Here is a 17,428-nt window from a genome sequence, read left to right as displayed (position 1 = left end):
AAAAAACGGACCCGTCCCTTCGGGTTGCGCGGCAAATGACGCCATGCGTTGTTGCGGGACTTGCCAAGGGAATAGCCATTGTCTGCGCCCCGCGTCTAGCCTGGCGTCATTTGACGCGGCAACGCGGCTTGCGCCGAAACATCAACAGACCCTAGGGAAGCAAGATGTTAGAACTTCGCAACGTATCGACCCACTACGGCAAGATCCAGGCGCTGCACGACGTCAGCGTCGAGGTAAAAGAGGGGGAAATCGTCACCCTGATCGGTGCCAACGGCGCCGGCAAGACCACCTTGTTGATGACCCTGTGCGGCGAGCCCAAGCCTAGCAGCGGCAGCATCTGGTTCGAGGGGGAGCAGATAAGCGACCTCACTACGGCCCGCATCATGCGCAAGGATATCGCCGTGGTGCCGGAGGGGCGCCGCATCTTCGCGCGCCTGACGGTGGAGGAGAACCTGCTGATGGGCGCCTTCTTCGTCGACAAGGCCGAGCAACCGGCCCTGCTGGATCAGGTGTTCACCCTGTTCCCGCGTCTGCACGAGCGGCTGCAACAGCGCGCCGGCACCATGTCCGGCGGCGAGCAGCAGATGCTGGCCATAGGCCGCGCCCTGATGAGCAAGCCGCGCCTGCTGCTGCTGGATGAACCCTCGCTGGGGCTGGCCCCCATCGTCATCCAGCAGATCTTCGACACCATAGAGCAGCTGCGCCAGAAGGGGATGACCATCTTCCTGGTGGAGCAGAACGCCAACCAGGCGCTCAAGCTGGCCGATCGGGGCTATGTGCTGGAGAATGGCCATGTGGTGCTGCAAGACACGGGGGCCGCCCTGCTGGCCAACCCCGCAGTACGGCAGGCCTACCTGGGTGGTTAACTCATGAGCAGGGCCGGTGCCGAGCAGGATCGCCACCTGTTCTGGCGCGATCCGGCCCTGCCCTTCATAGAGGCGCGGGCGGTGCAGGATGGCCGCCGCGTCTGTTACGACAAACACAGTCACGCCCACTTCTCCATCGGCGCCATCACCGGCGGCCACAGCCACTACCTCAACCAGCGCAGCAGGCAGGAGGTCGGCTCGGGCTCCCTGGTGCTGATGAACCCGGAAGAGGTGCACGCCTGCAACCCCATCGCAGACCAGCCCTGGTCCTATCTGATGTTCTACCTCGATATCGACTGGCTGCGCAGCCAGCAGGAAGAGGCCGGACTGGGGGCCCATTTTCGCCCCTTCGACATGACGGCCAGCCGGGATCCCCTGCTGTATGCCCGCTTGCAGCACCTCTATCGCACCCTGCGGGATGACCGCCAGGATCGCCTCGCCAAGGAGGTGGCCTGCCATCTGTTCAGCCACCAGCTGCTGGCCAGGCTCACTCCCGCCAGATGGGACGCGCGTCCGCCCCTGCATCTGAGACGCGCCGCCGAGCTGATGCAGGACGAGTACGCCAGCCCCCTCACCTTGCAGCACTTGAGCACAGTCGCCGGGCTGACCCCGTCTCACTTCGTGCGCGCCTTCAGCCGCCATTACGGCATGACCCCCCACGCCTACCTGCTCAACCAACGCATTCGCCATGCCCGTGCCCTGCTCGTTCAGGGGCGCCCCCTGGTCGAGGTGGCGCTGGCGACGGGCTTCGCCGATCAGGCCCACTTCCAGCGCCAGTTCAAGCGGCTGGTCGCCGCGACCCCGGGCCAATACCAGTGCCTCCCTCAGCGCTCCAGCACAAGATAGCCAACGCTGAGCAACAACAGCATCGCCATTCCGCGGTTGAACCAGCGCAGACGGCGAGGCGCGAGCAGGGCCTCCTGCAGACAGCTGCCGACATAAGCCCAGCAGGCGATGGAAGCAAGGCAGATCACCAGATAGAGGCCGGTGAACCATATCGTCTGACCCACATTGCCCACGGCCCCATAGGCCCCCATGCCCATGCTGGCCGCCAGCCAGGCCTTGGGATTGAGCCACTGCATGAGGGCGCCGTATAAAAAGGCGGGTGGCGTGCCGCCCTCACGCTTCAGTTCTCCCTTGTCCGTCATCAGCAGCCAGGCCAGGTAGCAGAGGAAGAGGATGCCTCCCCAGCGGATGCCGCTGAGCGCCATTGGCCAGTGCGACAATGTAGCCCCCAGGCCCAGCCCCATCAGCAGCAATAGCAGGATGAAGCCCAGGGTGGCCCCCACCACATGGCGCAGGCTGGCGCGAAAACCATATTGCGCCCCCGCACTGAGGGCGACCAGATTGACCGGGCCGGGAGAGATGGACATGGCCAGGGCAAACCCGGCCATGGATAACAGCAGACTCATTTCCATGGATGACACTCGTTGAATGTGTTGTGCCCTCACCCTACCCATGAGCCTGGCGCCGATATTGAAGAAAATTGCGATCTCCCACGGCGGGACGAGCCGACACATTGCGGGCTTAGCACCAGCGCAGGCTTGCGGTAAACTGACCCACAATCACCTATTCACAGGACATGTTAATGGACCAGTTTGCCCATATCAGTGCCCATGATGCCCACCAGAAGATCGCCGCCGGTGAAGCCCGCCTCGTGGATATTCGCGATCCGCAATCCTTCGAGGCAGCCCACGCAGTCGGCGCTTTCCACCTCACCAATGGCACTCTGGTGCGCTTCATGGACGAGGTGGACTTCGATACGCCGGTGATCGTGATCTGCTATCACGGCAACAGCAGCCAGGGAGCGGCCCAGTACCTGCTGCAACAGGGCTATGACCAGGTCTACAGCCTGGATGGCGGCTTCGAGGCGTGGCGCAAGGAATTCCCCGTCCAGGCAGGCGACGCATGACAAGGGCAGGCAATTCCACCTCAGCCGGCATGATCCAGCTGCTGGTGCTGGGCGACGCCCGCATGGCCCAGGCGCTGGTGGACTACCTCGCCACTCTCGGCATCTCGTGCGAGCTGACCCAGTCCGAGCTCGGCGTCTCGGTCTGGCTGGCGGACGAGCAGCGCCTCGCCCAGGCCCAGCTGGAGGTGAAGCGCTTCCTGGCAGAGCCGACCCACCCCCGTTACATGGAAGCCTCCTGGCAGTCGGGCCGAGCGGATGCCCGCATCGACTACAGCAAGGGAATGACGGATCCCGTCACCGACTTCCTCCATCAGGCGGGGCCGCTGACGCTGGTGGTAATCATCGCCTGTCTCGCCATCTACGGCATCAATGCCATAGGCCTGCCGATCTTTGACGAGCTGGCGTTCCATCCGACCCTGGCCCAGTTCACCGACTGGCAGGCGTGGCGTTACTTCACACCAGCCCTGATCCACTTCTCGGTGCTGCACCTGGTGTTCAACCTGCTGTGGTGGTGGTATCTGGGGGGCCAGATAGAGCAGCGTCTCGGCAGTGGCAAGCTGCTGATCCTGCTGCTGGTGGGGGCCGCCCTGCCCAACATCGCCGAGTTCTTCGTCAGCGGCCCGCTGTTTGGCGGCCTCTCCGGCGTTGTCTATGCCCTGCTCGGCTACTGCTGGCTGCGTGGCAAGCTACAACCGGCCTGCGGCCTCACCCTGCCACCGGCGCTGATGGGCTTCATGCTGTTCTGGTTGGTGCTCGGTTTCTTCGACCTGCTCGGCACCAGCACCGCCAACATGGCTCATCTGGTAGGGCTGCTGGTCGGCCTGTTGCAAGGGTGGCTGGACAGAAACCACCAGCCTGCCTGACGGTTGGCCCTGCCCCAGTCGCAGAAACGAAAACGCCGCCCCGAGGGGCGGCGTTTTTATTGGCCGACAGGCTTACTGCTTGAGCAGGCTGCCATTGGTCACCTTGACCGCGGTACCGCCACTCATGAAGAAGCTGCCGAACTGGGACTGCATCTCTGTGGTGACGTCGCCGCTCGGATCGAAGTTCTCGTCCGGCGCCAGCAGCGAGCTGTGACCACCGGCCACGAAGCGGGCCGCGTTGTGGCTGGCCGCGCCGGTAGCTGTCAGGGGTTGCAGTGCCAGCACCTTGAACAGCGGCTCGGTACCACCCAGCGGGGCGGACGCTATGCTGTTCGGGATCACCTGATCCGACAGGCTCAGGGCACCGTCACCGACGATCTCGGTGGCAAACAGCGGGAAGTCCGCCTTGATGCCACGGCCGAGGTTGATCGGGTCAGCCGAATCCAGCACCGACTGGGCCGCAAAGCTGTAGCTCTGCAGCGTGCTGGCTGCGGTCGCCTGAGTGGCCGCGTCCAGGCTCGGCAGGAACTCGTTGACGAAGCAGGTCGGCACCGCCGTCTGGCAGTTGGGCGCATAGGCGGTGAAACCGGCCTTCAGCTCGGCACTGCCGCTGGTCAGCACGCCCATCTTGATGGTCGGGCCGAAGGTCGGCGAGTTCAGCAACAGCGGTGCTATGCCGCCACCCGGCATGGCCAGGCCACCGGTATCGAACTTGAACAGGGCATCCGCCTGCGCGTTGCCCAGGGTCTGGTTGGCGACCGCAAGCAGGTTGGTACCCGAGATGGCACCCAGCGAGTGACCCAGGAAGTGTACCTTGAGGCCGGCACCACCAAGCTGAGTACCCAACCCCTTGGCGTTGGCCAGGCCAACCGCCAGACGCAGACCCAGCAGATCCGCCACGCTCTGTTTCAGGTTGTCCCGCGCCACTGTCAGGTAGCTCAGGTTCAGGTACGGCGTCGGATTGTCGGAGGTGGTCACGGTATCCATGCTGCCACTCAGGGCGAAGCCTCGCTCGCCGTGCAGCGGATGATCGATTACCACCACAGCGACATTCTTAGGTGTTGGAGCCTGCAAGCCCGCACCAATCTGACCCAGCGCCAGGGCATAGGCGTTCTCCTTCACCGAGGTCACGCCATGCTGATAGATGATGACATCCGTGATGGTCTTCAAGTCTACTGTTGCGGCGAAGATCCGCATCGGCACGGATTGCACCTCTTCCAGCATCGGCAGCGGGTTGAAGCGGCCTATGTTCTGCTCGGCATCGAGCGGCTTGCCGCCGGAGGTGAGCGTCACCCCGATCAGCTTGCTCGCTTCGGCCAGCAGCTCGGCCTGACGGCTCGGGTCGGCGATGAGCTCGCCCAGCAGGGCCGGATCCACACCGGCGCCCACCAGACCGCCGATCACCTCGGCATCCTGTGCCTTCAGGGCATTGGCGATGGCATAGAGGCTGGGGATGGCACCGTGCCAGGACTGGGTCTTGGCCTTGCTCCAGGAGCCGGCAGTGGCCGGTGAGGAGAGGAAGTAGGGCAACTTGACCGTACCGGTATAGACCTGGGTCATACCAGCAAGACCTTTCAATTGCGGGTTAGCTTCAACGGCAGCGGCGATCGCATCTTTTTGCTCCTGCGGCAGGAACTGCTCGGCATCCAGCTGGGTCAGGAAGGCATTGTTGCCGGTCACGGCCAGGGTATAGGTGCCGGGCAGGCTGGTGTTGCCCAGAGCATCCTGCTTCCACAGGGCGGCAGCGTCCAGGGTCGGGCTCTTCAGCACGGAAGCGGCCGCGCCCTTCACAGCCACCAGCACATCGGCGCCAGATTGGGTGCCGAACCAGTCGGAGAAGATCACATGGTCCGTGGCGATGCCGGTCGCGGCCTTGAACAAGCCTTCCTGCAGCGCGATCAGACCGTTGATGGTCTGTTCCTGAGCATTGCTGCCGGCGTTATTCTTGTAGTTGCCGTAGTCACTGCCTGCCTTGAGGGCATCGCCGCGACTGTCTTTCAGCGAGTCTGTGGCCACTATCATGTAGTAGGAAGAAGGGTTCAACGGCTTGAGCGGAACCAGGTTCAGCTTGCCGGCCGAGGCAGCCACCACGAAGTCCACACCGTAGGTCAGCACCTTCTTCACACCGTTCGGGCGCAGCGCCGTGCTGTCAAAGCTCAGTTCCAGCAGGTAGAGCGGTGCCACCGAGGCGCCAAACTCGGCCGCCGTCGGTGCCTGAACCGTGATGCCGGACGAGGTGACGGGCACGATCTGGATAGCCTGGGTCGTGGACCAGCCATCCAGGGTCGACATGGCGGAGACGGGGTTGGAGAGATCCGCGGTCTCGGTGGAGAATTTCAGGGTACCATCGCTGGCCCGGGCCGCCAGGGCACTGGGGCGTACAGAGTTGGAACCGGTCAACAGATAGTCGAGATAGCTTGAGGTGTCGCCTTTGTTATCGTCACTGCCACCACAGCCAGCCAACAGGGCACTGACAACTGCGGCATAAATTAGCTTCTTTTTCATATCCTTATCTCTTTTTAGTTGTTATCCATGATGTGCTGACGGGGGAGGGTGAAAACCCGACCTGACCATCTTAACAGCAACGCAACAATTGTTAAGCGTCTGGTCGGTCATCTGATCTGCTTTTTTTGTGTACAACATCAAGGAATTGGAATAGATACGGGACTCAATAGGTTAACACCTTCATTCCAAATACCAGACCCGACCAGCGACCCCTCTGCTCCTGATGGCAAAAAGCCACCCCGATCTCGGCAAAGCGGCTGAATTGTCGGTAGAATGTCGCCATTGCTTAAGGAGAACCACATGATCGACCCGAAGAAACTGGAAGAGATCGCCAAACAGGTGCACAACGCCCTGCCGCCCGGCATTCGCAGCATGGGTGAAGAGGTGGAGAAGAAAATCCGTCAGGTGTTGCAGTCCCAACTGGGCAAGCTGGATCTGGTCAGTCGCGAAGAGTTTGACGTGCAGACCAAGGTGCTGTTGCGCACCCGTGAGAAGTTGACCGCCCTCGAGGCCAAGCTGACGCAGCTGGAACAGCAGCTCGGCGCCAAGGGCGAGTAACACACGCTGACGCCGCCGGCTCGCTCGGCGCATAAAACAAACCCCAGCCTGGCTGGGGTTTGTTGTTTCTGGCTCGCCGAAGAGACGTGAAAAGCCGGCAGGGTCGATTAGCGAAGCCTAATAGACCGCAATAGACGCTCAGATAAATTCGTAGGCGTCACCGAAGATGCGCTCAGGCTCGGCACCGAGGATCTTGAACTCCTCCCGCGCCGCGCCGGCCATCTCGAAACGGCCGGCCACATAGATGTCGTAGTCATGCAGACTGACGAAGTCATCCATGATGGCCTTGTGCACCAGCCCCGTCTTGCCGGTCCAGTTGCTTTCCGGCTCCTGCACCACAGGGATAAAGCTCAACGGTGCATAGTCGCGCGCCCACTGCTGCATCTGCTCCTGTTCATAGAGCCAGTGTGCCTGGCGCACGCCCCAGTAGAAGAACACGGGGCGCTTGCTGCCGGTATCGATCAGGAACTCCAGAATGGAGCGGGCATAGGAGAAGCCGGTGCCGCCCGCCATCAGGATCAACGGACGGGGCGACTCTTCCCGCAGGAAGGCCTTGCCTGCCGCCAGTTCGATCTCGATCTCGCCCTGTTCGCGCATGCGGGCCAGCACCTGACCGGCATAGGCGTTTTCAGGGGTGGCGCCGATCTGCAGCTCCAGCACACCGGGGCGAGTCGGTGAGTTGGCGATGGAGAAGGGGCGCTTGTCCGAATCGCTCATCACCACCAGCAGATACTGGCCCGGCTTGAAGCTGACCGCTTGCTGCGGCGTCAGGGCCACGTGCCAGATGGTGTCGACATATTCGCGCAGTTCCTCTACGCGGCACTTGATACGTTGCATTCTTATCCTTGTGGCGGGCTCGCTCGGCCCGCTTTCGCTCATTGATTCACTGTGGACTGACGACCAGTGCAGCTGGTCAGGTTCCCCGAGCATACCCAATTCCACCCGGAGATCATCAACCTTTTGCAGCAGCACGACGGTGGCACGGCGGATCCTCTGGCTGGCCGGGTATTTTCGACCAGGCCCGAGTGATATAGCGCCCTTGCACTCTGATAGTCAGACTTAGCCGAGAAGATTCAGCTCGTCCCAGATGGCATCCACCTTCTGCTTCACCGCCTCGTCCTGGACTATGGGTTGCCCCCACTCGCGGTTGGTCTCCCCCGGCCACTTGTTGGTGGCATCCAGCCCCATCTTGGAACCAAGACCGGAGACCGGCGAGGCGAAGTCCAGATAGTCGATCGGGGTGTGCTCGATCAGGGTGGTGTCCCGGGCCGGGTCCATCCGGGTGGTGATGGCCCAGATCACGTCCTTCCAGTCGCGGGCGTTGATGTCGTCATCGCAGACGATCACGAACTTGGTGTACATGAACTGGCGCAGGAAGGACCAGACCCCCAGCATCACCCGTTTGGCATGGCCCGGGTAACGCTTCTTGATGGTCACCACCGCCATCCGGTAGGAACAGCCTTCCGGCGGCAGGTAGAAGTCCACTATCTCGGGGAACTGCTTCTGCAGCAGCGGCACGAACACCTCGTTGAGCGCCACCCCCAGCACCGCCGGTTCATCGGGCGGCCGGCCTGTGTAGGTGCTGTGGTAGATGGCATCGCGACGCATGGTCATGTGGGTGATGGTAAAAACCGGGAACTCGTCCACTTCGTTGTAATAACCGGTGTGATCCCCATAGGGCCCTTCCGGTGCCAGCTCACCCGGCTCCAGGTAACCTTCCAGCACGATTTCGGCGCTGGCGGGCACCTCCAGCTCACAGCTCAGCGCCTTCACCACCTCGGTACGGCTGCCTCGCAGCAAACCGGCGAAGGCATACTCGGAGAGAGAGTCAGGCACAGGCGTCACGGCCCCCAAAATGGTGGCAGGATCGGCGCCCAGCGCCACCACCACGGGGAAGCGCTCGCCCGGGTGGGCTTCCTGCCACTCGCGAAAATCGATGGCGCCACCGCGATGATCCAGCCAGCGCATGATCAGCTTGTTCTTGCCGATCTTCTGCTGACGGTAGATGCCGAGGTTCTGCCGCTTCTTGTAGGGGCCGCGGGTGATGGTGAGGCCCCAGGTGACCAGGGGCGCCACATCGCCGGGCCAGCAGTGCTGGATCGGGATCTGGTCCAGATCGACCGCCTCCCCTTCCAGCACAACCTGTTGGCAAGGGGCGGAGGAGAGCCGCTTGGTCGGCATGTTGAGCACCTGCTTGAAGATGGGCAGCTTCTCCATCAGCTCCTTGAGGCCGCGCGGCGGCTCGGGCTCCTTCAGGTAGGAGAGCCAGACCCCGACTTGGCGCAGAGCGCCGACGTTGGGCTGACCCATGCCCATGGCGACTCGATCCGGGGTGCCGAACAGGTTGGTCAGCACCGGCATGCGGTAGCCTTTGGGATTTTCGAACAGCAGGGCCGGGCCACCCGCACGCAGGGTGCGATCGCTGATCTCCGTCATCTCCAGATAGGGATCTATCTCGCGGGTGATGCGCTTGAGTTGTCCGTTTTGTTCCAGCTGCGCGATGAAATCACGCAAATCCTTGTATTTCATGCAGGTACCCTGTGTTCAGGCGGTGCCGCATTATAACCTTGGCGGGGCGACGGGTGTACCCGTATCGGGCAGCATCACAGGACTTGCATGGCGCTTTTCTTGCCGGGTTAGTCGATCGGCGAGCTGGGCCAGCAGCCTGGGTTCATCCATCTGCAACAGCAGACTGGCCACCTGACCGCTGTACTGACGATTGCCGAGCTCGGCCAGCAAGAACTGCTGCGCCGTGTCGGGCAGGGGCGAGAGCTGGCTGAGTTGTTGCAGGGCGGGCAGTTTCAGACGGCCGTTGCGGCTGGCGGCGATCAGCAGATCGCTCGCCTCCTGGCCTGAGTGAAAACGGGCCACGCTCCTGAGGGCGGCCACGCTGTCATGATCCACCGGCTGGTGCCACAACTTCTGATAGAGGGCGCTGTCGCCGGTGCGCTCGACCAGCTGCCGCAGCAGCCGATTGTCGGGCAGGAAGATGCTCATCGCGGCCAGCTTGCGCGCCTCGCGTTGCAAGACAAAGAGAGGCTGCCGCTCGAGTACCACCAGCAACGCCTGTTGCTGCAGGGCCAGATCCGGGTTGCGGCTGTTGTAGATCTGTTTGAATTCGAAGTTGTTCTGTTCCAGCAACTGACGGTAGTTGTCCTGCCAGGCCTGCTGCTGCCAGCGGCTCAGTACCAGCCGCGCCGCGGCGGCAAAATCATAGGCAGGCTGCTGGATCAGAAAACCGTCCATCTCCTTCTCCACCAGCCAGCGGGGTGCCTTGACCGACTGGGTGCGCACCCAGGCCAGCAGTTCGGGGGAACTCGCTCTGGGGCTGGCATCCAGGGTGGCCAGCAGCCGGCACAGCAGGTATTCCCGCTGGCCCACGGCCAGCGAGTCCAGCAGCGAATCCATGGCGGCAAACTGCCCCCGCTGCAGACGGCTGCCCAGATAATCGAGATGGCCCTGCAACCCTTCATCGGCAATCAGTTCAAACTTGACCACCGAGAGGGGTGCAGCATGCACCGGCATGCCCATCAGCCAACCGAGCCATATCAGGAGTACCAGCTTCATGACGTCCCTGTCCTTGTGACATCGAGGTTTCATACTACTCAAGCGACCGGAAAATAGATAAACAAAAACCGCGACCTGAGCCGCGGTTTCGTCATTGTCCGACCGGATTACTTCTGTTGACGCCGCATGGAGTCAAAGAATTCGTCGTTGGTCTTGGTAGCAGCCAACTTGTCGATCAGGAACTCTATGCTGTCGATCTCGCCCATGGGGTGAATGATCTTGCGCAGGATCCACATCTTTTGCAGCTCGTCACCGGTCGTCAGCAACTCTTCCTTCCGGGTGCCGGAGCGGGTGATGTCGATGGCCGGATAGACGCGCTTCTCGGCAATCTTGCGCGAGAGGTGCAGTTCCATGTTGCCGGTACCCTTGAACTCTTCGTAGATAACCTCGTCCATCTTGGAACCGGTATCAACCAGCGCGGTCGCTATGATGGTCAGGCTGCCGCCTTCCTCAACGTTACGGGCGGCGCCGAAGAAGCGCTTGGGTCTGTGCAGGGCGTTGGCGTCCACACCACCGGTCAGTACCTTGCCGGATGAGGGGATGACGGTGTTGTAGGCACGGGCCAGACGAGTAATGGAGTCCAGCAGTATGACCACATCTTTCTTGTGCTCGACCAGGCGCTTGGCCTTCTCGATCACCATCTCGGCGACCTGGACGTGACGGGATGCCGGCTCGTCAAAGGTGGAAGCGATCACTTCACCCTTCACCATGCGCTGCATCTCGGTCACTTCTTCCGGACGCTCGTCAATCAGCAGGACGATCAGTTCACAGTCCGGGTGGTTGTAAGCGATGCTCTGGGCGATGTTCTGCAGCAGCATGGTCTTACCGGCCTTGGGCGGTGCCACGATCAGGCCGCGCTGGCCTTTACCTATGGGGGAAGCCAGGTCCAGCACACGGGCTGTGATGTCTTCGGTCGAACCATTGCCCCGTTCCATGCGCAGACGCTCGTTGGCATGCAGGGGGGTCAGGTTTTCGAACAGGATCTTGTTGCGGGCGTTTTCCGGACGGTCGTAGTTGACCTCGTTGACCTTGAGCAGCGCGAAATAACGTTCGCCCTCTTTCGGTGGCCGGATCTTGCCGGAGATGGTATCGCCGGTACGCAAGTTGAAGCGGCGGATCTGGCTCGGGGAGACATAGATATCGTCCGGGCCTGCCAGATAGGAGCCGTCTGCACTGCGCAGGAAGCCAAAACCATCGGTCAGGATTTCCAGCACACCGTCGCCAAAGATATCCTCACCACCCTTGGCATGCGCCTTGAGGATCGCGAAAATAATATCTTTCTTGTGCGCCCGAGCCAGATTTTCTAACCCCATGGATTCGCCAAGCTTGACCAGCTCGGACACAGGAGTGTTCTTTAATTCAGTCAGATTCATAGTGGTGAAAGTCTGTAAGCAAGGATTGAAATGAGGAGACAGTCTGCTGGATTGATGCTGATCGGATTTGATTTGCCGGGCTGTTGTTAAGCAAAGAGTCAGGCAAAAAGGTTAGCAAACGAACGATAAACTAGCACCAATCGGGATGAGCGTCTAGGTGATAAAACACAAGGAGCGCATTATTGCAATGCGCTCCTTTTTGATTATTACAGGTTACCGTCCAGAAACTCTTTCAGCTGAGTCTTGGACAGGGCACCGACCTTGGTCGCTGCCACTTCGCCATTCTTGAACAGCAAGAGGGTCGGAATACCGCGAATGCCATACTTGGGCGGAGTGTCGGCGTTATGGTCGATGTTCAATTTCGCCACGGTCACACGACCGGCATACTCTTGGGCGACTTCGTTCAGGATCGGGGCAATCATCTTGCACGGACCACACCATTCGGCCCAGAAGTCGACCAGAACGGCGCCATCGGCTTTGATTACATCTGCCTCGAAGCTGGCATCGCTCAGCTGAACAATCTTGTCACTCATCTCCAACTCCAGTCAGTAATTAAGGCTTTATTGACGTATCAACAAAGGCAATAGTTGCCCTATTTGAAATGATCCTGTTTATTATTGCAAGCCTAACCTGATAACCTACCGCCATGAGCAAAACACACTTAACGACCGAAAAATTCGCCCAAATGGGCCTCGAACCCGAAGTTCTGGCTGGTCTGGAATCAAAGGGATTTCACTATTGCACGCCCATCCAGGCGCTGTCTCTGCCACTGCTGGTAGAAGGTCATGACCTCGCCGGTCAGGCCCAGACCGGAACCGGCAAGACCATTGCCTTCCTGGCCGCGACATTCAACTATTTGCTGACCCACCCGCTGACCAATCCCCGTCTGGTTAACCAACCCAGAGCCATCATCATGGCGCCCACCCGGGAACTGGCAGTACAGATCTACAACGATGCCGACAGCATAGCCGCCTCTACCGGTCTCAAGCTCGGCCTCGCCTACGGCGGCGAAGGTTACGACAAGCAGCTGGCTGTGCTGGAGCAGGGCGTCGACATCCTGATCGGCACCACCGGCCGCATCATCGACTACTTCAAGTCCAAGGTCATCGATCTGAGCAACATTCAGGTCGTGGTGCTGGATGAAGCGGATCGCATGTTCGATCTGGGCTTCATCAAGGACATCCGCTTCCTGTTCCGCCGCATGCCGGCGCCGACCGAGCGGCTGAGCATGCTGTTCTCCGCCACCCTCTCCCTGCGGGTGCAGGAGCTGGCCTACGAACACATGAACCACCCGGAACACGTGCAGGTGGAGCCCGAGCAGATGACCGGCGTGCGCATCCAGGAGGAGCTGTTCTACCCCTCCAACGAAGACAAGATGCTGCTGTTGCTCTCCCTGATGGAAGAAGAGTGGCCGGAAAAAGCCATTGTCTTTGCCAACACCAAGCATGTCTGTGAAGACGTACATGCGTGGCTGGAAAATGACGGCCACCGCGTCGGTCTGCTGACCGGTGACGTGCCGCAGAAGAAGCGGATGAAAATTCTGGAGGAGTTCACCAAGGGAACGCTGGACATCCTGGTCGCCACCGACGTGGCCGCCCGTGGTCTGCACATCCCGGACGTGACTCACGTCTTCAACTACGACCTGCCCGACGACGCCGAGGACTATGTACACCGTATCGGTCGTACCGGTCGTGCCGGCAAGAGCGGTCACTCCATCAGCCTGGCCTGTGAAGACTATGCCTTCAACCTGCCGGCCATCGAGGAGTACATCCACCACCCGATCCCGGTCAGCAAGTATGATCGCGAAGCGCTGCTGGATGACGTGACCGCACCGAAACGGGTCGTTCGCAACCGCCAACCGGTGAACCGCAACATGCGGGATCGCCAGGGTGGTGCCAACAGCAACAACCGTCGTCGTCCACCGCGCAAGAGCTGAAGGACAGGCACAGTTGCACAACTCGCCTCTCTATGCCGCCATCGACCTCGGCTCCAACAGCTTTCATATGCTGGTGGTGCGCGAGGTCGCCGGTGCGCTGCGCACCGTCACCAAGGTCAAGCGCAAGGTTCGCCTCGCCGCCGGGCTCGATCCGGAATTTCGTCTCAGCCGTGCCGCCATGGAGCGGGGCTGGGACTGCCTGCGCCTGTTCTCCGAGCAGTTGCAGGACATTCCGGCCGACAACATCCGGGTGGTGGGCACCGCCACACTGCGCCTGGCCACCAACGTTGACGAGTTCCTCAGCGAAGCGGAACGGGTGCTCAACCACAGCATAGAGATCATCTCTGGCGAGGAAGAGGCCAAGACCATCTACGAGGGTGTCTCCTGGACCTCTGCCGGAGAAGGCAACCGGCTGGTGATCGACATCGGCGGCGCCAGCACAGAGTTGGTGATCGGCGAGCACAGCGAAGCAAAACTGCTCAACAGCCTACACATGGGTTGTGTCACCTGGCTCAACAACCACTTCGGTGATGGCGAGCTGAGTGAAGCCCGTTTCGGGCAGGCCATCACGGCCGCCAAGGCGGTACTGGAGAAGGTGGCGGAAGATTACCGCACCCTCGGCTGGCGCACCTGCGTCGGTGCCTCCGGCACGGTACAGGCGCTGCAGGAGATCATGCTGGCGCAGGGGAAGAGCGAGCGGGTCACACTGCCGAAACTGCAGGAGCTGATGGGTCAGGCTATCGCCTGCGGCAGACTGGACCGGCTGCAGCTGGAAGGGCTGGCAGCCGAGCGGCTGACCGTGTTCCCCTCCGGCCTCGCCATCCTGATCGCCATCTTCGAAACCCTGAACATAGAGAGCATGACCCTCGCGGGCGGGGCGTTGCGGGAAGGGCTGATCTACGGTCTGCTCGGCAACAATCACGACTGCGATGCCCGGGATCGCACTGCCGACAGCCTGATCAACCGTTATCAGCTGGACAAGGAGCATGCCGAGCGGGTCCGTGACACCGCCATCGAAGCCTTTACCCAACTGCAACCGAGCTGGCGTCTTTCCAAACGTTACGGTCGCCCGATCCTTCGCTATGCAGCTCTGCTGCACGAGATCGGCCTCTGCATCGAGTACAAGAAGGCGCCGCAACACGCCGCCTACATCATCGACAACATCGACATGCCGGGCTTCACCCCTGCGCAAAAGAAGCTGTTGTCGGCTCTGCTGTTCAACCAGCGGGACGAATTAAAGCTGGAAACGCTGGAGAAGCAGGGCGCCGTCACCGGTCGTCAGGCGATCCGCCTAGCCCGCATTCTGCGCATCTCGCTGATCCTTTGCATGCGTCGCACTCAGGGCACTGTGCCCAGCTTCACCCTGCAGGCCAATGAAGAGGCGCTGACCCTGACCCTGCCCAAGGGCTGGCTGGACGAGCACTACCTGCGCGCCAGCGAATTGCGCCTTGAAGTGGATCGCCAGCAGAAGATGGGCTGGCCCACCCACTTGCTGGAAGCCTGATTGGGCTCACCCCCAATCAGCCCCCTTTGCACTACGCCCCAGCCTGTTCCGACAATCCCTTTCGCAGCCAAACCTAGCTCCATTCAAGGCTGATCATTGATTTCATTGGCTTTTCAGCCAGATCACACCCTCCCGGATCGCTTTGCTTTCCACCCCGTTTCACCATCTCGGCTAGAGTAGGAGCGTCTCCCAACAGGAATGGACGCCATGAAACCTTTGACCCTGATAGGCCTGACCGCCCTGCTGACTGCATGTGGTGGCGGCAGTGACAACGACAACCAGCAGAATGCCCAGCTGTCGCTGGCCTTCTCCGATGCCCCCGTGGATGCAGTCAGCAAGGTCTGTATCGCCGTCTCCAACATCAGCATTCACCCCGTCACGGGCACCGAGCTGGGCTGGACAACCGCCAGCTTCCTGACCTCGGCCCAGGATGATGGTTGCACGCCGGCGGGGGAGACCATTCCTCTCGACAGCGCGGGATATCCCCTGTTCACCTACATAGATCTACTGCAATACCCTGGCTCCACCAGCCGTCCCCTGCTGGCCGGCCAGAGCGTGGTGCCGGGTGATTACAGCCAGATGCGACTACGGGTGCTGGATGGGCGGGAGACGACCAACCAGTTTCTGGATGGCACTCCCTACTCCTACGTCAAACAGGATGATGGCGTGATCAAGCCATTGGAGGTGCCCAGCAGCGAACTCAAGCTGGATGCCTTCACCATAGCGGCCAACGGCCTCAGCGCCTTTACCACCGAATTCGATCTGCGTCAGTCCATGGTGCTGCCGGGCCATGAGCAGTATTACAAGCTCAAACCCAGAGGGGTGCGGCTGGTGAACAATACCCAGGTCGCAACCGTCAAGGGCACGGTAGCGAGCGGTGCCTGCGGCGGTCAGCTGACCGACAAGGCCTTCGTCTATCTCTATCAGCCGAGAAACGATGACAATTACCCCGACATGGCCGACAGCGACAACGGCTTCTACGCCAGCGCCCCCGTGCTGCCGCAGACAGGAGGCGGCTTTGGCTACGAGCTGGGATTTGTTGACCTCGGCAATTACGATCTGGCGCTGGTCTGCAATGGCAACGAGGATGATCCCGAGCTGGCAGGTGAGCCACTGCAACTGGAGCAGGTACTGAAAGGTCAGGCGGTGGTGGCCCCCGCCACCAGCATCAATTTCCTGTAGCGAGAGGCAAGACGCGCCATGGCCGATTACCAGCCCATCAGCTGCGACCTCTACGACTGGCTCGAGATCGCCGCCAGCTGGCAGTTATCCGTCACGCTCACCACCTGGGCGGGACGGCAATGGGTGGATAAAATCCGCACCATAGCGGCCAGCGAAGGCGTCGAGTACCTGGTGCTGCACGGCGGCGAGCGGCTCAGCCTGGCCGAGCTGGCTAGCCTGAGTCTCGTCTGGCAAGGGGAAGAGAAGCTGATCCACTTCGCTCCAAATCGCTAAATCCAGTACGAAAAAGGAGGGCCAACATGACGTTGGCCCTCCTTTTTTTGCATTCGCAGCTCACACAGACCGTCAACCCGCCGCCAGCGCCGCCATCACGTAGACGTCGAAGCGGTTGCTCTTGGTATCGATGGCCATGCTGGGTTTATGCTCATTGAGCCATCCCGCATAGTCGGGGCGCTTCACCACTACCCGCTTGTCTGCCATCTTGAGGGCCGCCGGCAACAAGGCGTCCGCATCGAGATCCGGCCCCACCAGCGACTGAAACACCCGCATCTCCTTCTTCACCAGCGCCGACTTCTGCTTGTGGGGAAACATGGGATCGAGATAGACGACATCGGGCCGCTCGGTCAACGCCAGCAGGTTGTCCACCGCCGGCCCTTGCAGCAGGCGCATCCGCTCGCTGACCCAGGGGCCAATCTCGGGATCCTGCGCTGCCCGCATCAAGCCATCCTGCAGCAGGGCCGCCACCACGGGGCTGCGCTCGATCAGGGTCACCTTGCAACCGAGAGAGGCCAGCACGAAGGCATCACGGCCCAACCCGGCGGTGGCATCCACCACGGTCGGGGTCGCTCCGGCCTTGAGCCCGACCGCCTTGGCGATGGACTGGCCCCGACCGCCGCCAAACTTGCGACGATGGGCCACGGCCCCTTCCACGAAGTCCACATAGACGGCCCCCAGCTTGGGCTCATCCAGCTTGCGCAACTCCAGCCGATCGGGCGTAAACACCAGGGCGAACTGGGGGTAGTCGGTCTGGTCAAGCTGGCTGGCCAGCGCTTGCGCCAGCGCGGCCTTGGCGGGGTCTTCGAGGAGGATTTGCATGGTCTTTGGAGGCGTTCTAAGTTCAGTGAAGGGAGTGTACCACAGCCCCTTTCCATCGCTGTAGGGA

17 protein-coding genes are annotated in these 17,428 nt (G+C 61.2%); 9 read left to right on the top strand and 8 right to left on the bottom strand.

The features are described from left to right. Positions 1 to 164: 164 nt before the first annotated feature. Positions 165 to 866 carry an ABC transporter ATP-binding protein gene (locus ACW5XD_RS19650; RefSeq protein WP_456496327.1) on the top strand — a complete coding sequence of 234 codons (702 nt, stop codon included), beginning with the start codon at positions 165 to 167 and terminating at the stop codon, positions 864 to 866. Between the two features lie 3 nt (positions 867 to 869). Beyond that, complete coding sequence (locus tag ACW5XD_RS19645) at positions 870 to 1,712, top strand: helix-turn-helix domain-containing protein (protein ID WP_456496326.1); 843 nt, start codon at positions 870 to 872, stop codon at positions 1,710 to 1,712. On the opposite strand, the gene ACW5XD_RS19640 is transcribed toward ACW5XD_RS19645, so the two are convergent. Then, positions 1,691 to 2,284 (bottom strand): LysE family translocator, encoded by a 594-nt coding sequence (locus tag ACW5XD_RS19640; RefSeq protein WP_456496325.1) that lies wholly within the window; start codon positions 2,282 to 2,284, stop codon positions 1,691 to 1,693. The genes ACW5XD_RS19645 and ACW5XD_RS19640 overlap by 22 nt on opposite strands. Before the next feature lie 170 nt (positions 2,285 to 2,454). Between ACW5XD_RS19640 and glpE the strand changes: the two genes are divergently transcribed. Next, positions 2,455 to 2,778 carry a thiosulfate sulfurtransferase GlpE gene (glpE, locus tag ACW5XD_RS19635; protein ID WP_042867378.1) on the top strand — a complete coding sequence of 108 codons (324 nt, stop codon included), beginning with the start codon at positions 2,455 to 2,457 and terminating at the stop codon, positions 2,776 to 2,778. 29 nt (positions 2,779 to 2,807) lie between these two features. Next, positions 2,808 to 3,641 (top strand): rhomboid family intramembrane serine protease GlpG, encoded by an 834-nt coding sequence (glpG, locus tag ACW5XD_RS19630; RefSeq protein ID WP_456496358.1) that lies wholly within the window; start codon positions 2,808 to 2,810, stop codon positions 3,639 to 3,641. Between the two features lie 72 nt (positions 3,642 to 3,713). Here glpG and ACW5XD_RS19625 read toward each other — a convergent pair whose 3' ends face one another. After that, positions 3,714 to 6,146 carry a VolA/Pla-1 family phospholipase gene (locus tag ACW5XD_RS19625; RefSeq protein WP_456496324.1) on the bottom strand — a complete coding sequence of 811 codons (2,433 nt, stop codon included), beginning with the start codon at positions 6,144 to 6,146 and terminating at the stop codon, positions 3,714 to 3,716. 300 nt (positions 6,147 to 6,446) lie between these two features. On the opposite strand from ACW5XD_RS19625, the gene ubiK reads away from it, so the two are divergent. Then, positions 6,447 to 6,704, top strand: coding sequence for a ubiquinone biosynthesis accessory factor UbiK (gene ubiK / locus ACW5XD_RS19620; RefSeq protein WP_456496323.1), 258 nt, complete (start codon positions 6,447 to 6,449; stop codon positions 6,702 to 6,704). Positions 6,705 to 6,842: 138 nt separating this feature from the next. On the opposite strand, the gene fre is transcribed toward ubiK, so the two are convergent. The 5 genes from fre to trxA all read right to left on the bottom strand — a co-directional run bounded on the left by fre (position 6,843) and on the right by trxA (position 12,177). After that, positions 6,843 to 7,541 carry an NAD(P)H-flavin reductase gene (gene fre, locus ACW5XD_RS19615; RefSeq protein WP_456496322.1) on the bottom strand — a complete coding sequence of 233 codons (699 nt, stop codon included), beginning with the start codon at positions 7,539 to 7,541 and terminating at the stop codon, positions 6,843 to 6,845. Positions 7,542 to 7,763: 222 nt separating this feature from the next. Continuing rightward, positions 7,764 to 9,233 carry a 4-hydroxy-3-polyprenylbenzoate decarboxylase gene (gene ubiD / locus ACW5XD_RS19610; protein WP_456496321.1) on the bottom strand — a complete coding sequence of 490 codons (1,470 nt, stop codon included), beginning with the start codon at positions 9,231 to 9,233 and terminating at the stop codon, positions 7,764 to 7,766. Between the two features lie 30 nt (positions 9,234 to 9,263). Next, positions 9,264 to 10,271, bottom strand: a complete 1,008-nt coding sequence (locus ACW5XD_RS19605) for a hypothetical protein (protein ID WP_456496320.1) — start codon at positions 10,269 to 10,271, stop codon at positions 9,264 to 9,266. Positions 10,272 to 10,378: 107 nt separating this feature from the next. After that, positions 10,379 to 11,644, bottom strand: a complete 1,266-nt coding sequence (rho, locus tag ACW5XD_RS19600) for a transcription termination factor Rho (RefSeq protein ID WP_042036072.1) — start codon at positions 11,642 to 11,644, stop codon at positions 10,379 to 10,381. Positions 11,645 to 11,850: 206 nt separating this feature from the next. Further along, the gene (gene trxA, locus ACW5XD_RS19595) at positions 11,851 to 12,177 is read right to left on the bottom strand and encodes a thioredoxin TrxA (RefSeq protein ID WP_005307306.1); all 327 of its coding nucleotides are present in this window, start codon (positions 12,175 to 12,177) and stop codon (positions 11,851 to 11,853) included. 113 nt (positions 12,178 to 12,290) lie between these two features. Between trxA and rhlB the strand changes: the two genes are divergently transcribed. From rhlB to ACW5XD_RS19575, 4 genes are all read left to right on the top strand, one after another. Continuing rightward, on the top strand, positions 12,291 to 13,580 hold the full coding sequence (gene rhlB, locus ACW5XD_RS19590; protein ID WP_456496319.1) for an ATP-dependent RNA helicase RhlB: 1,290 nt from the start codon (positions 12,291 to 12,293) through the stop codon (positions 13,578 to 13,580). A gap of 13 nt (positions 13,581 to 13,593) precedes the next feature. Further along, a complete protein-coding gene (gene gppA / locus ACW5XD_RS19585; RefSeq protein ID WP_456496318.1) occupies positions 13,594 to 15,084 on the top strand; it encodes a guanosine-5'-triphosphate,3'-diphosphate diphosphatase in 1,491 nt (496 codons plus the stop codon). 207 nt (positions 15,085 to 15,291) lie between these two features. After that, positions 15,292 to 16,266 carry a DUF4382 domain-containing protein gene (locus ACW5XD_RS19580; protein ID WP_456496317.1) on the top strand — a complete coding sequence of 325 codons (975 nt, stop codon included), beginning with the start codon at positions 15,292 to 15,294 and terminating at the stop codon, positions 16,264 to 16,266. A gap of 18 nt (positions 16,267 to 16,284) precedes the next feature. Continuing rightward, positions 16,285 to 16,539 (top strand): Rho-binding antiterminator, encoded by a 255-nt coding sequence (locus ACW5XD_RS19575; protein WP_456496316.1) that lies wholly within the window; start codon positions 16,285 to 16,287, stop codon positions 16,537 to 16,539. Positions 16,540 to 16,611: 72 nt separating this feature from the next. On the opposite strand, the gene ACW5XD_RS19570 is transcribed toward ACW5XD_RS19575, so the two are convergent. After that, positions 16,612 to 17,361, bottom strand: coding sequence for a class I SAM-dependent methyltransferase (locus tag ACW5XD_RS19570; protein WP_456496315.1), 750 nt, complete (start codon positions 17,359 to 17,361; stop codon positions 16,612 to 16,614). Positions 17,362 to 17,428 lie beyond the last annotated feature (67 nt).

The sequence above is a fragment of the Aeromonas enterica genome (assembly GCF_054052465.1).
Note: the sequence above shows the minus strand (reverse complement) of the source record. Positions and strands in the feature narration are given on the sequence as shown.

Bases quoted from the DNA above. Each gene is read 5' to 3' on its own strand.
- ACW5XD_RS19650 (WP_456496327.1), top strand. From the start codon at position 165: ATGTTAGAACTTCGCAACGTATCGACCCACTACGGCAAGATCCAGGCG.
- ACW5XD_RS19645 (WP_456496326.1), top strand. From the start codon at position 870: ATGAGCAGGGCCGGTGCCGAGCAGGATCGCCACCTGTTCTGGCGCGAT.
- ACW5XD_RS19640 (WP_456496325.1), bottom strand. From the start codon at position 2,284: ATGGAAATGAGTCTGCTGTTATCCATGGCCGGGTTTGCCCTGGCCATG.
- glpE (WP_042867378.1), top strand. From the start codon at position 2,455: ATGGACCAGTTTGCCCATATCAGTGCCCATGATGCCCACCAGAAGATC.
- glpG (WP_456496358.1), top strand. From the start codon at position 2,808: ATGATCCAGCTGCTGGTGCTGGGCGACGCCCGCATGGCCCAGGCGCTG.
- ACW5XD_RS19625 (WP_456496324.1), bottom strand. From the start codon at position 6,146: ATGAAAAAGAAGCTAATTTATGCCGCAGTTGTCAGTGCCCTGTTGGCT.
- ubiK (WP_456496323.1), top strand. From the start codon at position 6,447: ATGATCGACCCGAAGAAACTGGAAGAGATCGCCAAACAGGTGCACAAC.
- fre (WP_456496322.1), bottom strand. From the start codon at position 7,541: ATGCAACGTATCAAGTGCCGCGTAGAGGAACTGCGCGAATATGTCGAC.
- ubiD (WP_456496321.1), bottom strand. From the start codon at position 9,233: ATGAAATACAAGGATTTGCGTGATTTCATCGCGCAGCTGGAACAAAAC.
- ACW5XD_RS19605 (WP_456496320.1), bottom strand. From the start codon at position 10,271: ATGAAGCTGGTACTCCTGATATGGCTCGGTTGGCTGATGGGCATGCCG.
- rho (WP_042036072.1), bottom strand. From the start codon at position 11,644: ATGAATCTGACTGAATTAAAGAACACTCCTGTGTCCGAGCTGGTCAAG.
- trxA (WP_005307306.1), bottom strand. From the start codon at position 12,177: ATGAGTGACAAGATTGTTCAGCTGAGCGATGCCAGCTTCGAGGCAGAT.
- rhlB (WP_456496319.1), top strand. From the start codon at position 12,291: ATGAGCAAAACACACTTAACGACCGAAAAATTCGCCCAAATGGGCCTC.
- ACW5XD_RS19580 (WP_456496317.1), top strand. From the start codon at position 15,292: ATGAAACCTTTGACCCTGATAGGCCTGACCGCCCTGCTGACTGCATGT.
- ACW5XD_RS19575 (WP_456496316.1), top strand. From the start codon at position 16,285: ATGGCCGATTACCAGCCCATCAGCTGCGACCTCTACGACTGGCTCGAG.
- ACW5XD_RS19570 (WP_456496315.1), bottom strand. From the start codon at position 17,361: ATGCAAATCCTCCTCGAAGACCCCGCCAAGGCCGCGCTGGCGCAAGCG.